The sequence below is a fragment of the Staphylococcus gallinarum genome (genome assembly GCF_029774255.1).
Taxonomy (GTDB): Bacteria; Bacillota; Bacilli; order Staphylococcales; family Staphylococcaceae; genus Staphylococcus; species Staphylococcus gallinarum.
This window is the reverse complement of sequence record NZ_CP069082.1, coordinates 206,321-222,234: the sequence shown is the minus strand read 5'-3', so window position 1 is coordinate 222,234 and position 15,914 is coordinate 206,321. Positions and strand designations below refer to the sequence as shown.

The following is a 15,914-nucleotide window of genomic DNA, read 5'->3' as shown; positions in this document are numbered from 1 at the left end:
CTTACCAATACTTAGTTAAAAATTGTTTATATTTATCAAAGTATAAATACGCTCTAATAGTTTCCGTTATATTAATACCGATATACACTAATACGATGAGTTGAATTGCAAAATAAATCTGTTGCGACAATTCAGGCACTAACAACGTGCTATACAGTGGCAAACCAATGATCAGCGTCACAACAATTGAACCAAACCAACACACACGTCGTGCCATGCGATTTAAATATTTTCTCGTTTCTTTACCTGGCTTCACACCTACAAAATAATTCCCACTTTTCAAGAAATCTTTAGACTTATTTCGTGTATTTAATAAAAATCTAGATAAGAAATAACCTAATATCATTTGCAGAATAATATATAACGTTATACCTATCCAATTATTGAAACTGAGCGTTTGTAGATTCACATGCTTTTCAGATACAAAACTATTTACAAATAGATTTAAAAGATTATTCAGTAAGACAAATACTGAAATACTAATCATAATTGATATACTTCCTGATGGATTAATTTTCCAAGCCAAATACGTTTTTATATCTTGATTTGAAGCATTCATGATGTCTTTATAATTTGTTCTATATTCGATTAATTCCATAATTAGTAATGTTAATAACGCAATTACGATAACAACACAAATCAATACGAGTACAGTTGTACTCGCATGTAGATGTGCTAATCTTTGTTGAAATAGTGCCTTAACAATACTCATCATAACGATTGGCATTGGACCAGCAATACCATAACGCGTATTCTGATCTGCTAACCACACCAAGAACATCGTTCCAGTTACTAATACTAATAGTAATAAAAAGACATTTTCTGAATGTATTTTATCTTTAATTACATATTCATTGATGACAAAATAACCCTGTGCTAAACAAATTAATAACGTTAATATTTTCTCTTTATAATGCTTCTCTAACTTAGTCTGCTTTGCTGCTTTCTCCATATCTCGATAAGACAATAATGTAAAAATAATCATTGCCGTTAACCACGGTCCTAATCCTAGCGAGAATATATTTAACGTGCTTAAATCTCCACCAGTATTGGAAACGGCTAATTTGTAAAATGAACTAACGTCTTGATGTGTATTTTCTTGAGCAACTATAGATATATTACTTCCCAGTATATAAATGATAAGTATTAGGCAAGTAAACAATATCCTTTTATATAAGACCCTATATTCATTTTGCTTAAAAATACGTTTTACCACATTATTTTCCACAATATACCTCTTTTTTAGAAATATTATACCAAAGAGGCTAAAAACATGTATCATTTTTAACCCTGAAAAATTAATTTATTTTTTAAAATTAATTTTTCTAATGTACGATGTTTTAGCCTCTTTGTTTGATATTAATATTTATTTGTTTTAACTATACTTTATTTTTTGCTTTCTTTTTTATTCTTTCTTGATTTTCTAATCAAACCAAGCCCTGCAAGCATAGCTAATGTTGCACCAACTAAGCCATTTCTATTATCTGTATCTTTACCTGTATCAGGTAATTCTACTTTTTCTTTATGACTATTCACTGCTGATTCAGAACCATTATTAGATGTTACTGATTCTGACGTATTCACTGATGTTGATGCACTTGTTGATGCTGAATCAGATACTGAAGTGCTTAATGATGTGCTTGCACTTGTTGAATTTAATTCAGAAGTACTCATTGATGTTGACATACTGTCTAAGTCGATGTCATCCATCGATCCACTTCTTGGTACAGTCACAATTTCACTTTCAGAAGCACTTAATGATGTTGATGCGCTTGTTGATTCTGATTCTGATGTGCTTAGTGACGTACTTGCTGATTCTGAGTCACTTACTGACGTGCTTAATGACGTACTTGCGCTTTCTGAGTCAGACACTGAAGTACTTAGTGATGTACTTGCTGATTCTGAATCGCTCACTGATGTGCTCAATGATGTGCTTGCACTTTCTGAGTCACTTACTGACGTGCTTAATGACGTTGATGCACTTTCTGAATCAGACACTGATGTGCTCAATGATGTTGACGCACTTTCTGAGTCAGATACTGATGTACTTAATGACGTACTTGCTGATTCTGAATCGCTCAATGATGTTGACGCGCTTTCTGAATCAGATACTGAAGTACTTAGTGATGTGCTTGCTGACTCTGAGTCACTTACTGATGTACTCAATGATGTACTTGCTGACTCTGAGTCAGACACTGAAGTACTTAGTGATGTACTTGCACTTTCTGAATCGCTCACTGATGTGCTCAATGATGTTGATGCACTTTCTGATCCTGATACTGATGTACTCAATGATGTACTTGCTGATTCTGAATCGCTCACTGATGTGCTCAACGACGTTGATGCACTTTCTGAATCAGATACTGATGTACTCAATGATGTGCTTGCTGACTCTGAATCACTTACTGATGTGCTTAATGATGTTGACGCACTTTCTGATCCTGATACTGATGTACTCAATGATGTGCTTGCTGATTCTGAGTCAGATACTGAAGTACTTAGTGATGTACTTGCTGAGTCAGATACTGATGTGCTCAATGATGTTGATGCACTTTCTGAATCTGATACTGATGTACTTAATGATGTGCTTGCGCTTTCTGAGTCACTCACTGATGTGCTCAATGATGTGCTTGCACTTTCTGAATCACTTACTGAAGTACTCAATGATGTGCTTGCGCTTTCTGAGTCAGACACTGAAGTACTTAATGATGTACTTGCACTTTCTGAATCACTTACTGATGTGCTCAATGACGTTGATTCACTTTCTGAATCAGACACTGATGTACTCAATGATGTTGATGCACTTTCTGAATCTGATACTGATGTACTTAATGATGTTGACGCACTTTCTGAATCGCTCACTGATGTGCTCAACGACGTTGATGCACTTTCTGAATCAGACACTGATGTACTCAATGATGTTGATGCACTTTCTGAATCACTTACTGAAGTACTCAATGATGTTGACGCGCTTTCTGAATCAGATACTGATGTGCTCAATGATGTTGATGTACTTTCCGAATCAGATACTGATGTACTTAATGACGTACTTGCTGATTCTGAGTCACTCACTGATGTACTTAATGATGTTGATGTACTTTCTGATCCTGATACTGATGTACTTAATGACGTGCTTGCTGACTCTGAATCACTTACTGATGTGCTCAATGATGTTGATGCACTTTCTGAATCTGATACTGATGTACTTAGTGACGTACTTGCTGATTCTGAGTCAGATACTGAAGTACTTAATGATGTACTTGCACTTTCTGATCCTGATACTGATGTACTCAATGACGTACTTGCTGATTCTGAATCACTTACTGACGTGCTCAACGACGTTGATGCACTTTCTGAATCTGATACTGAAGTACTTAATGACGTGCTTGCACTTTCTGAGTCACTTACTGACGTGCTCAACGACGTTGATGCACTTTCTGAATCTGATACTGAAGTGCTTAATGATGTGCTTGCACTTTCTGAGTCAGATACTGATGTACTCAATGATGTTGATGCACTTTCTGAGTCAGATACTGAAGTACTTAATGACGTACTTGCACTTTCTGAGTCACTTACTGACGTGCTCAATGATGTTGATGCACTTTCTGAATCAGACACTGATGTACTCAATGATGTTGATGCACTTTCTGAGTCAGATACTGATGTACTCAATGATGTACTTGCTGATTCTGAATCGCTCACTGATGTACTTAGTGATGTTGATGCACTTTCCGAGTCAGATACTGATGTACTCAATGACGTGCTTGCTGACTCTGAATCAGATACTGATGTGCTCAATGATGTTGATGCACTTTCTGAGTCAGATACTGAAGTACTTAATGATGTTGACGCACTTTCTGAATCACTTACTGACGTGCTCAACGACGTTGATGCACTTTCTGAGTCACTTACTGATGTGCTTAATGATGTTGACGCACTTTCTGAGTCAGATACTGATGTACTCAATGATGTGCTTGCACTTTCTGAGTCACTTACTGACGTGCTCAACGACGTTGATGCACTTTCTGAGTCAGACACTGAAGTACTTAGTGATGTACTTGCACTTTCTGAATCAGATATTGACGTGCTCAATGATGTTGATGCACTTGCTGAGTCAGATACTGATGTGCTCAATGATGTTGATGCACTTTCTGAATCAGACACTGATGTACTCAATGATGTTGACGCACTTTCTGAATCTGATACTGAAGTACTTAATGATGTGCTTGCGCTTTCTGAGTCACTCACTGATGTGCTCAATGATGTGCTTGCACTTTCTGAGTCAGACACTGATGTACTCAATGATGTGCTTGCTGACTCTGAGTCACTCACTGATGTGCTCAATGATGTGCTTGCGCTTTCTGAGTCAGACACTGAAGTACTTAATGATGTACTTGCACTTTCTGAATCACTTACTGATGTGCTCAATGATGTTGATGCACTTTCTGAATCTGATACTGAAGTACTTAATGATGTTGACGCACTTTCTGAATCTGATACTGATGTGCTCAATGATGTGCTTGCGCTTTCTGAATCAGACACTGATGTACTCAACGACGTTGATTCACTTTCTGAATCAGACACTGATGTACTCAATGATGTTGATGCACTTTCTGAATCTGATACTGAAGTACTTAATGATGTGCTTGCTGACTCTGAGTCAGACACTGAAGTACTTAGTGATGTACTTGCTGATTCTGAATCGCTCACTGATGTGCTCAATGATGTTGATGCACTTTCTGAATCACTTACTGAAGTACTCAATGATGTTGACGCGCTTTCTGAATCAGATACTGATGTGCTCAATGATGTTGATGCACTTTCCGAATCAGATACTGATGTACTTAATGACGTACTTGCTGATTCTGAATCTGATACTGATGTGCTCAATGATGTTGATGCACTTTCTGAATCAGACACTGATGTACTCAATGATGTTGACGCGCTTTCTGAATCAGACACTGATGTACTTAATGATGTACTTGCACTTGCTGAGTCACTTACTGACGTGCTCAACGACGTTGATGCACTTTCTGATCCTGAGACTGAAGTACTTAATGACGTGCTTGCACTTTCTGAATCACTTACTGACGTGCTCAATGATGTTGATGCACTTGCTGAGTCAGATACTGATGTGCTCAATGATGTTGATGCACTTTCTGAATCACTTACTGACGTGCTCAATGATGTGCTTGCACTTTCTGAATCTGATACTGAAGTACTTAGTGACGTACTTGCTGATTCTGAATCACTTACTGATGTACTCAATGATGTGCTTGCACTTGCTGAGTCAGACACTGATGTACTCAATGATGTGCTTGCGCTTTCTGAGTCAGACACTGAAGTACTTAATGATGTGCTTGCTGACTCTGAATCACTTACTGATGTGCTCAATGATGTACTTGCTGAATCTGATACTGATGTACTTAATGATGTTGACGCACTTTCTGAATCACTTACTGAAGTACTCAATGATGTGCTTGCGCTTTCTGAGTCAGACACTGATGTACTTAGTGAGGTACTTGCTGATTCTGAATCGCTCACTGAAGTACTTAATGACGTGCTTGCACTTTCTGAATCACTTACTGAAGTGCTTAATGATGTTGACGCACTTTCTGAGTCAGACACTGATGTACTCAATGATGTTGACGCACTTTCTGAATCGCTCACTGATGTGCTCAACGACGTTGATGCACTTTCTGAATCACTTACTGATGTGCTCAATGATGTTGATGCACTTTCTGAATCTGATACTGAAGTACTTAATGATGTTGACGCACTTTCTGAATCTGATACTGATGTGCTCAACGACGTTGATGCACTTTCTGAATCACTTACTGATGTGCTCAATGATGTTGATGCACTTTCTGAATCTGATACTGAAGTACTTAATGATGTTGACGCACTTTCTGAATCTGATACTGATGTGCTCAATGATGTGCTTGCGCTTTCTGAATCAGACACTGATGTACTCAACGACGTTGATTCACTTTCTGAATCAGACACTGATGTACTCAATGATGTTGATGCACTTTCTGAATCTGATACTGAAGTACTTAATGATGTGCTTGCTGACTCTGAGTCAGACACTGAAGTACTTAGTGATGTACTTGCTGACTCTGAATCAGATACTGATGTGCTCAATGATGTTGATGCACTTTCTGAATCTGATACTGATGTACTTAGTGACGTACTTTCTGATTCTGAGTCAGATACTGAAGTACTTAATGATGTTGACGCACTTTCTGATCCTGATACTGATGTACTTAATGATGTTGACGCACTTTCTGAATCACTTACTGAAGTACTCAATGATGTGCTTGCGCTTTCTGAGTCAGACACTGATGTACTTAGTGATGTACTTGCTGATTCTGAATCGCTCACTGAAGTACTTAATGATGTTGACGCACTTTCTGATCCTGATACTGATGTACTCAATGATGTGCTTGCTGACTCTGAGTCACTTACTGACGTGCTCAATGATGTTGACGTACTTTCTGAGTCAGATACTGATGTACTTAGTGATGTACTTGCACTTTCTGAATCGCTCACTGATGTGCTCAACGACGTTGATGCACTTTCTGAATCAGACACTGATGTACTCAATGATGTTGATGCACTTTCTGAATCTGATACTGAAGTACTTAATGATGTTGACGCACTTTCTGAATCGCTCACTGATGTGCTCAACGACGTTGATGCACTTTCTGAATCAGACACTGATGTACTCAATGATGTTGATGCACTTTCTGAATCACTTACTGAAGTACTCAATGATGTTGACGCGCTTTCTGAATCTGATACTGATGTGCTCAATGATGTTGATGCACTTTCCGAATCAGATACTGATGTACTTAATGACGTGCTTGCACTTTCTGAATCACTCACTGATGTACTTAATGATGTTGACGCACTTTCCGAGTCAGATACTGATGTACTCAATGACGTGCTTGCACTTTCTGAATCACTTACTGACGTGCTCAACGACGTTGATGCACTTTCTGATCCTGATACTGAAGTACTTAATGATGTTGACGCACTTGCTGATTCTGATACTGAAGTACTTAATGACGTACTTGCTGATTCTGAATCGCTCACTGATGTACTCAATGATGTACTTGCTGACTCTGAGTCACTTACTGAAGTACTCAATGATGTGCTTGCGCTTTCTGAGTCAGATACTGAAGTACTTAGTGATGTACTTGCTGATTCTGAATCACTTACTGATGTGCTTAATGATGTTGACGCACTTTCTGAATCACTTACTGAAGTACTTAATGACGTGCTTGCTGATTCTGAATCGCTCACTGATGTACTCAATGATGTACTTGCTGACTCTGAGTCACTTACTGACGTGCTTGCACTTGCCGATTCAGATGCTGATTCACTTAACGAATCGCTTATTGATGTCGATGTACTTTCTGACTCACTTAACGAATCACTTGTTGATGTTGATGTACTTGCTGATTCACTTAAAGAGTTACTTGTCGATGTGCTTGTTGATGCACTTAATGAATTACTTGTCGATGTACTTGTTGATGCACTCAATGAATTACTTGTCGATGTGCTTGTTGATGCACTTAATGAGTTACTTGTCGATGTACTTGTTGATGTACTCAATGAATTACTTGTCGATGTGCTTGTTGATGCACTTAATGAGTTACTTGTCGATGTACTTGTTGATGCACTCAATGAATTACTTGTCGATGTGCTTGTTGATGCACTTAATGAGTTACTTGTTGATGTACTTAATGATGTACTTCTTGATGTTGATGTACTCAATGATGTACTAGTTGATGTGCTTGTTGATGTACTTTTAGACGTCGAAGCACTCAATGATGTACTTGTTGATGTTGATGTACTTGTGCTCGCACTTGCTGATGATACCGGATCTGTACCTGTTATTGTACCAGTGAAATAGTTGTTATCTGTTGTTGTTGATGATGCGAATGGTGTAAATGTCCAAGTATAGTTACTTCCAGAACCAGTGATTGGTACTGTCCAAGTTGTAACTAATCCTGCACCTTGTTTCGCATAAAAACCATTCATCGCATAGTCATTTGACCATGAATATCCACTACCAGTTGGTGTTATTGGTAAATTTCCATTCGGCACTGCTGTTACAGTCTTACCATATTTATCTGCAACATAGTTGTAAGAAGTTGTCGGCGTGCCGTAACCATTACCTAATGTGAACATTGGTGAATTACTTGTAGTAGTATTTTTTATTGAATAACTATTACTCATAGCAGTAGGCGGTGTTTCAACAGTTGATGTATTCGGATTATCGTAAGATACTGTATAAGTGAATGTCATGTTTTGACCATCACTTGTTACAACCAATTTGTAATAAATAGGTATGTTATATCTTGTGTCTGTTCCCGCACCTGTATACGTTTGTGTTTGTGATGTTGTTGCAGCTGCTGCAGCAAATGTAGATACACTTGTAGTAGCTAATCTACTTAATGTTCTTAGTTGTGTTGGTGCTGTGCTTGTCGATTCGGATGTTGATGTTGATAAAGTAATCGCATTTGATCCTAAATCTTCTGATGTACTTAGATTGCTTGTCTTACTGTCATCGCTTGTTGTTGATTTCTCTGAACTTGTACTTCCATCTTTATCAGATGTTGATGTTTCGCTATCACTATCTGACTTTTCTGATGTTGATGTTTCGCTATCACTATCTGATTTGTCTGATGTTGATGTTTCACTTTTACTATCTGACTTTTCTGATGTTGATGTCTCGTTTTCACTCTCTGATTTGTCTGATGTTGATGTCTCGCTCTTACTATCTGACTTTTCTGATGTTGATGTCTCACTATCACTATCTGATTTGTCTGATGTTGATGTCTCGCTCTTACTATCTGATTCTTCTGATGTTGATGTTTCGCTTTCGCTATCTGATTCTTCTGATGTTGATGTTTCACTTTCGCTATCTACTTTTTCTGATGTAGATGCTTCGCTTTCAGATGTTTCTGACGTTGATGCTTCGCTTTCACTTGTTTCTGATTTGCTAATTGCTGTTGATGTTTGATTACCTACTGTTTCACTTTGTGATGATAGTTCTGAAGTGACTGGTAATTCTGAAGCAGCTAATGCTTGTTGATTATGTAACATGTTAGCTGCAAATGCTCCACCTAATATGCCTGTGGTTTTTAATGTATTTCTTTTTACTGAGTCCCCAAATGTGCGTTTTGTTTCTTCTTGCGCTTTTTCAGTGCTCTTGCTAAAAATTGGTAATCCAAGTATCCCTAGTAGTTTAATCTCTTTTATGCCGGCTTTAACCCAATTTTTACCTGATTTGTAAAGTTTTACACGCGCTTTTTCTTCATTAAAACTCCGCTTAAACTCTCTTTCTCTCTTTGACATGATCTTCCTCTTTTCATTTTTTCTCCCAAAAACTCTAACTTTTTAAATTTCTCTAACTGTTTAAAAAAGCTCTATGATAGTACTCAAGATGTATTAACTATAAAAAGATTATGCACTATTGAATTATTTTTTTCAACTATGAAATACATTAAGATTGTATAAATTTATATTTATTTAGGTTAATGTTATAAAAAACATACACTAGTGAAATATATGACACAATATTGTAATTTTAAACTCAAAAAAAGACACACTTATTAATAAAAAGTGTGTCTCAATGTATATTATTTTTTTGTTGTGTCTTCCCCGAAATATTTGTTAGACAGTTTTTTTAATTCTCCATTATCTTTTAATGCTTTAATTCCTTTATCTATATCTTTCTTTTTGTCCTTATTATCTTTTTTAAATGGGAAACTTGTTGCTTCTACATTAATTGGCTTACCTACAAATTTTATTTTTTTATCTTTTTTATTCTTTTCAGCTGATAATACTGAGCTTGAATTGATGTAGCCATCGATACGTTGATTATCTAGATCCAACATGGCACTCTCACGATTTTCGTATGTTTTTGTTGATATTCCGTAATTATTTTTCTTATTAAACGCTTCAAGTGCTTCTGTGTGATTAGATCCCATGACACCTGCTACCTTTTTACCTTTTAAATCTGAAAAATCGTTAATTTCTTTATTATTGAGAGAAGTGACAATTTGGCTTCCAATATATGAATAAGGATTAGAAAATTGATATTTTTCTTTTCGTTCATCTGTTACAGCAACTGCGTTAGCTACGGAATCGACTCGACCTGAATCTAACTGCCCCATAATTCCTGAAAAGTCTGCTTTCACCCATTTTACTTTATAGCCTTCTTTTTTAGCTGCTTTTTCGAAAACTTCTATATCATAGCCTACTAGCTTTCCATCTTTTTCATAAGAATTCGGGTAACTTTGTCCAGTTGTTCCAACTACGATTGTCCCTTTTTTGTTATCTGAAGAACAACCTGCTAATATAAATAGTCCCACCAACGTGAGTACTATAAGTTTTTTCATATTAATATCCTCCTGTCACAATATATGTGATTAATTCATCTGTATCAGTTACGTTGAATAAGTTTTGTATGTTACGTGCATGTTTTGTCGAAAATGTTGATAATTTTCCTACTAATTCTTCTGTTGATAATGGATTATTCGGGCTACCTTTAGGTGCATCCACGCGTTCTCGTAAAGTCTCACCTGATTTAGTTCTAATTTCTACAATTGTATATCTACCTTTTGGCAATGCATTTGTTTTTGGGATAATTTCATCATTATAATTTCGATGTACTTTAGTCATTAGTTTTTGAATGTTTGAGTCTATATTATTTTCAAAAAAATCTTCCATTGTAAGTCGATTATTAATAAGCAATGTAGCAATAACATATTCGACGCTAAATCGGCCTTCTAGTCCGTTAATCGGTCTGGTGTATTTCAATGCTGCATCACCTTGACTAGGAAATGTAACGTTAATTTGTTCTATATTATCTATTTCAATATTGAATTTACTTTGTAGTGCCATAACAGCATCAATAGCATGATAATTGGCTGAACAACATGGGTATTTTTTAAACCATAATCCTGGATTAACAATTGCCCAAGGTTCTGTATCAGTTCTCATTATATTGTCAGGCATATAAAATAATTCACTATAGGTTTCGAACAAAGCCGGTAACATATCTTTGTGACCAGTTATTATTTTTGATTCACTATATTTTACTGCCATATATGCTTTTTGTGCTGCCAACCCAATATGTAAAGGTTTAACATCAGTGCCAAATTGAGCACGTAGCCCACTCATTTCTGAGATAGCAATACCAATTGCATTAGCAATCGTTTCAATATCTAAATTCAGATAATGAGCACTTGCAACGGTTGCACCGATTATCCCAATTGTCGATGAACTATGCCAACCACTTTCATAATGCTTCTTTCCAATCGTGCGCCCAATACGTGCAGTCACTTCAACACCTATAATATAACTGTCAAGAAAGTGTCTATAACTCTGATTATTTTGATTTGAAACTGCTATAAGTGTCGGAATAATAACTGATGTTGCATGTCCTCTAACATCAGAATGTACATCGTCGTAATCTAAATAATGTAATAAATAGCCATTGACTAAGGCAGCGTCTCTTGGTTTTAACATTTGCTCATAGGCCATGATAGGACTTTGTCCATCGCCTTGTTCTTTGCTTAGCAATTGTATTAACTGATTAATTGCCTCATTATTTTTCGTGGCATATGCTGTAGCAATACAGTCTATCAATCCTTTTTGGGCGGCATAATATTCTGTTTCACCTATTTTATCTACAGACCCAATGATACTCTGGATAAAACGATACGTATCATTTACGATATACGCTCACCTCAATTCTATTTAACGGTATATTCTTTATTAATAAATTCGGCAGTTCTCTCCTGTCTTGGATTATTAAAAATTTGTTCAGGGCTACCACTTTCTACAATAAATCCGTCTTCCATAAATATAACTTTGTCTGCGATATCCTCTGCAAAGGACATTTCATGTGTAACTATAATTAATGTTTTATTTAATTTAGCTACAGATTTGATGACGTTTAATACGCCTGTTACTAATTCAGGATCGAGTGCTGATGTGGGTTCATCAAATAATAACAGTGGTGTATCAAGGGCTAATGCTCTAGCAATTCCAACACGTTGTTGCTGTCCTCCTGATAATGTTGCTGGATACTTATGTTTAAATTCCGATAATCCTACTTGTTCTAGATAATCATTCGCACGCTGTTGAATTGAGTTGTTATCTAAATGCTTATTTGTCTTTAAACCAATCGTGACATTTTGAAGTACAGTTTTATTTTTAAATAAATTATAATGTTGAAAAACCATTGCTGATTGTTTAATGAGTTGTTGTTTTTGTTTGTTTTTTACTTGCTCTACTTGTACATCAATATGATTAATAGAAATTGAGCCGCCATCTGGTTGTTCTAACCAATTCAAACATCTTAATAATGTAGATTTACCAGAACCAGAAGGGCCAATAATTGTTAATACTTCACCTTGATTCAATTCAAAATTAATATCTTTCAATACATCAGTTTGTCCAAAAGACTTCCTCAAATGATCTACTTTAATCATTTGTGACACCTCACTTTTCATATGGTTTATTCACACGTTTTTCTAATAGATTTTGCAGATAACTAAATATTATTGTTATTAACCAGTAAACAATGGCTACTGCTAAAAAGGTTTCTAAGAATTTATATGAAGCTGAAGCTAAGAGTTTACTTTTGGCAAATATTTCTGTAACACCTAATGTGAATACTAATGAGGTTTCTTTAATTAAACCGACAAAAATATTTCCTGTGGCAGGTATCGCATTTTTTGTAGCTTGAGGTAAAACAATCGAGAAATATGTGCGTGCTTTACTCATGCCTATTGAATGTGCTGCCTCAAATTGTCCTTTATCTACAGAGGATATTGCCGCTCTAAATATTTCAGCTAAGTAGGCTGAATTTTTAACGCTTAAGCCTATAATGGCAGCAGTTAGTGCATCAATAACTTTCATATCTGGTATCAATTGTGGCAAGCCATAATAGATTAGAAAGAGTTGTACCAAACTTGGAATCGACCGGAAGAATGATATATATAATAAAGCCAATTGCTTTATAACTGGAATATTGGCTTTTAGAATCAGTGCTAATACTAGTCCTCCAACAATTGATATGACTAATGATATTAATGCTAAATATAATGTGATTGGTAAAAATGGAAGTATTTTAGGAAAGCTTTCTAAAAAATATATCGGATCAAAATCCAATTGATTCATCCTCCTTATATGTAATTTCAGTAAATTGCTGTTTTAAAATTGCTTCACCTACAAATAACGATTCGTCTAATACTTTGATTAAGTATTGGGTAATGTGACCTTTACCTAGATTTGTGCTACCAAATTTTTGATAACCTCTTCGTTCATACATTTCAACAAGCCATGGATGATTGCTTGCCGTTCCTAAAGTGACAGCGGAAGAATGAAAATTTTGTTTGATGACTTGTTTTTCTATATATTCGAGCAAAGTTTTACTGATTCCTTGACCTTTATAATCTGGACTTGTAGCAAGCCACCAAATATGAGGAAAGTTATATGGACCTGGATTATGACTCCAGGGCATTCTTAAAGATATTGTTCCTATTAATTTGTTATCAACTTCATATACATAACAAATATTTTGTTTAATATTATTGCTAACTTTTTCAATCGTTGGATGTGCTGATTCAAAATGAATACCTAAATCTCTGATAGGCTTATACGCAGCATACATCAACGTAACAATCGAATTTATATCTTCAGTAGTTGCTCTACGTATAATCGACATAAATTTGAGCCTCCTTAATTATTTTTCAGTCCAAATTTTTCTCTCAGCGTCCCCGTTTTATATGTTTTTTGAACTAAATTTCTATCCTGTAAAATAGGTATAACTTGTTCAACAAACTTTTCAAATTGTGTGGGTAACAACGGTGGCATAATATTAAACCCATCTGCCGCTTTATTTACGAACCAGTCTTCCATTTTATCTGCAATTTGCTCTGCTGTTCCTATGACAATGTGATGTCCTCTTGATCCAGCAACTTGTTTCATCACTTGTTCTAAGGTTAAATCATTAGCTTTGGCTTCTTTTAATATTACTTCGAATCTACTTTGAACCCCATTCCCTATTTCAAAGTCAATATCAGCAAATGGCGTAGATAAATCGTATTGTGCCAAATCGATTTCACCTAGATAAGGCGACAGAATTTTCAACCCAATTTCTGGTAAGATTAGATCCTGTAACTGTTGATAATTTTGGTGAGCTTCTGATTCTGTGTCACCTATTACTGGAAACAATCCTGGCATAATTGATATTTGATTTTCTGTTTTATCGTAACGAAGCGCTTTGGCTTTAATATTTTCATAAAATTGCTGTGAATCTTTTAAATTACTTTGCGCAGTAAAGACAACGTCAGCAACTTTGGCTGCTAATTCTGTTCCTGTTGCTGAAGAACCTGCCTGAATCAATAGTGGTCTAACTTGTGGAGAGCGTTCAATATTTAGCGGGCCCCTAACTTTAAAATGCTTTCCGACATAATTAATGGTATGTAACTTGGAAGGATCAATAAATACACCATCTTCTTTGTTGCGTTTAAATGTATCTGATTCCCATGAACGCCATAACTGATTTGTTACATCAACAAATTCCTCTGCGCGTTCGTATCGCAACTCATGCTCCATATGCTTTGTTCCATTAAAATTTTCGGCAGTGCTATTAATTGATGAAGTCACAATATTCCATGCTGCTCGACCACCACTAATATGATCTAAAGAGCTGAAGCTACGTGCTAAATGAAATGGCTCTTCATATGTAGTAGATGCCGTGCTAGCTAATCCTATTTGTTGCGTTTCTCTTGCTAATACACTCAATAAAGTTAATGGCTCAAATCTACTCAAAATATTTGGATGTGAGGTTTCTGAAACGAATAAACTATCAGCTAAAAATAGTAAGTCAAACTTTCCTTTTTCCGCTGTTTTGGCGACCTTTATTAAATGTTCTAAATCCATTGGACCAGTTTCTGAGGCTTGTGGATGTCTCCAACTAGCAACATGATGTCCATATCCTGCTAAAAATAATCCCAATTTCATATATCTATTTTCCATTATTACACCTACTTTTATTAAATCCCGATTGGACTACTAAGAGTTAAAGATATCACTGCACATTTTAATTGTCAATTTTAATTTTTATCAATATAAATTTATATCTTTTACATTCATTTTAAAAATTGTTCAACTAAATTTATTATAATTTTTAATTACAACGGTGTTATATAGCGTTAATTTTTTAAGCATAAAAAAACTGCACCTTTGCATAAAAGGTACAGTAGATGTAGTCATGTTTATTATAGAAAAATACTGATTGCAGAATATAGTAGTAGTAAGGACATCACAATTTTAAAGGGACGGTCGAATTGCTCTATATAATTTTTTAAATAGCTTCCTAAAAAGCCCCATGCTAATAAGCAAATCCAGCCTATAAACACGGTAATGATCATATATAAATATAATATTGTGGAATCATTTGCTATCGGTAAAATAAATGCTCCTATTAATGTAGTAAAAAATAATAGCGACTTCATATTTAAAACTTGTAGAAGGAATCCTGATTTAAATGATTGGTAGGTATGTTTATTCATATTTTCTTTGCTAGATTGATAGGTTTTGTATGCTAGGTAAATTAAATAGATAAATCCTAGATATTGTAGGATAACTTCAATTTTCATTATCATATTTTCAAATACAAATAATAGGCATAAAGCAAGTACTGCTAAAAATAAAAATCCTGTTAAAATTCCCCAAATAAATTGCTTAGCCCCTTTTATACCATATGCTTTAGCTGAGTCTAATATATATAAATTGCTCGGCCCTGGTGTAATAGATGTTACAAATACATATATTAAAAATGCAGTCATATTCATCACCTCTAATGAAATTTTATGACTGCT

10 protein-coding genes and 1 pseudogene are annotated in these 15,914 nt (G+C 35.5%); 1 reads left to right on the top strand and 10 read right to left on the bottom strand.

All coding sequences use genetic code 11. The annotated features are described in order from the left end of the window. Position 1 precedes the first annotated feature (1 nt). Positions 2–1,204 carry an accessory Sec system protein translocase subunit SecY2 gene (secY2, locus tag JN168_RS00945; RefSeq protein WP_279526264.1) on the bottom strand — a complete coding sequence of 401 codons (1,203 nt, stop codon included), beginning with the start codon at positions 1,202–1,204 and terminating at the stop codon, positions 2–4. A 182-nt stretch (positions 1,205–1,386) separates the two neighbouring features. After that, a complete protein-coding gene (locus tag JN168_RS14040) occupies positions 1,387–7,548 on the bottom strand; it encodes an LPXTG cell wall anchor domain-containing protein (protein WP_481133370.1) in 6,162 nt (2,053 codons plus the stop codon). Between the two features lie 823 nt (positions 7,549–8,371). Here JN168_RS14040 and JN168_RS00930 point away from each other — a divergent pair. Further along, the gene (locus JN168_RS00930; RefSeq protein ID WP_279526076.1) at positions 8,372–9,034 is read left to right on the top strand and encodes a hypothetical protein; all 663 of its coding nucleotides are present in this window, start codon (positions 8,372–8,374) and stop codon (positions 9,032–9,034) included. 218 nt (positions 9,035–9,252) lie between these two features. Here the strand turns inward: JN168_RS00930 and JN168_RS00925 are convergent. The 8 genes and pseudogenes from JN168_RS00925 to JN168_RS00890 all read right to left on the bottom strand — a co-directional run. After that, positions 9,253–9,369 (bottom strand): annotated as a pseudogene (locus tag JN168_RS00925) (KxYKxGKxW signal peptide domain-containing protein); the annotation flags it as partial. A gap of 284 nt (positions 9,370–9,653) precedes the next feature. Continuing rightward, positions 9,654–10,415 carry a transporter substrate-binding domain-containing protein gene (locus tag JN168_RS00920; protein ID WP_042739613.1) on the bottom strand — a complete coding sequence of 254 codons (762 nt, stop codon included), beginning with the start codon at positions 10,413–10,415 and terminating at the stop codon, positions 9,654–9,656. A 1-nt stretch (position 10,416) separates the two neighbouring features. Further along, positions 10,417–11,703 (bottom strand): MmgE/PrpD family protein, encoded by a 1,287-nt coding sequence (locus JN168_RS00915; protein ID WP_279526263.1) that lies wholly within the window; start codon positions 11,701–11,703, stop codon positions 10,417–10,419. Positions 11,704–11,774: 71 nt separating this feature from the next. Then, on the bottom strand, positions 11,775–12,515 hold the full coding sequence (locus tag JN168_RS00910) for an amino acid ABC transporter ATP-binding protein (protein ID WP_042739611.1): 741 nt from the start codon (positions 12,513–12,515) through the stop codon (positions 11,775–11,777). Between the two features lie 10 nt (positions 12,516–12,525). After that, the gene (locus JN168_RS00905; RefSeq protein WP_042739610.1) at positions 12,526–13,206 is read right to left on the bottom strand and encodes an amino acid ABC transporter permease; all 681 of its coding nucleotides are present in this window, start codon (positions 13,204–13,206) and stop codon (positions 12,526–12,528) included. After that, entirely contained in the window at positions 13,187–13,753 is a 567-nt protein-coding gene (locus tag JN168_RS00900; protein ID WP_042739609.1) for a GNAT family N-acetyltransferase, read from the bottom strand. Before JN168_RS00900 ends, JN168_RS00905 begins: the two co-directional genes overlap by 20 nt. 14 nt (positions 13,754–13,767) lie before the next feature. Beyond that, positions 13,768–15,069: an LLM class flavin-dependent oxidoreductase gene (locus JN168_RS00895; protein WP_042739608.1), complete on the bottom strand. Its 1,302-nt coding sequence runs from the start codon at positions 15,067–15,069 to the stop codon at positions 13,768–13,770. 242 nt (positions 15,070–15,311) lie between these two features. Continuing rightward, positions 15,312–15,881, bottom strand: a complete 570-nt coding sequence (locus tag JN168_RS00890) for a LysE family translocator (protein ID WP_107512383.1) — start codon at positions 15,879–15,881, stop codon at positions 15,312–15,314. Positions 15,882–15,914: the final 33 nt, after the last annotated feature.

Excerpts from the sequence above, each read along its gene's own strand:
- JN168_RS00895 (WP_042739608.1), bottom strand. The coding sequence starts at position 15,069 with ATGGAAAATAGATATATGAAATTGGGATTATTTTTAGCAGGATATGGA.
- JN168_RS00890 (WP_107512383.1), bottom strand. The coding sequence starts at position 15,881 with ATGACTGCATTTTTAATATATGTATTTGTAACATCTATTACACCAGGG.
- JN168_RS00920 (WP_042739613.1), bottom strand. The coding sequence starts at position 10,415 with ATGAAAAAACTTATAGTACTCACGTTGGTGGGACTATTTATATTAGCA.
- JN168_RS00910 (WP_042739611.1), bottom strand. The coding sequence starts at position 12,515 with ATGATTAAAGTAGATCATTTGAGGAAGTCTTTTGGACAAACTGATGTA.
- JN168_RS00900 (WP_042739609.1), bottom strand. The coding sequence starts at position 13,753 with ATGTCGATTATACGTAGAGCAACTACTGAAGATATAAATTCGATTGTT.
- JN168_RS00905 (WP_042739610.1), bottom strand. The coding sequence starts at position 13,206 with ATGAATCAATTGGATTTTGATCCGATATATTTTTTAGAAAGCTTTCCT.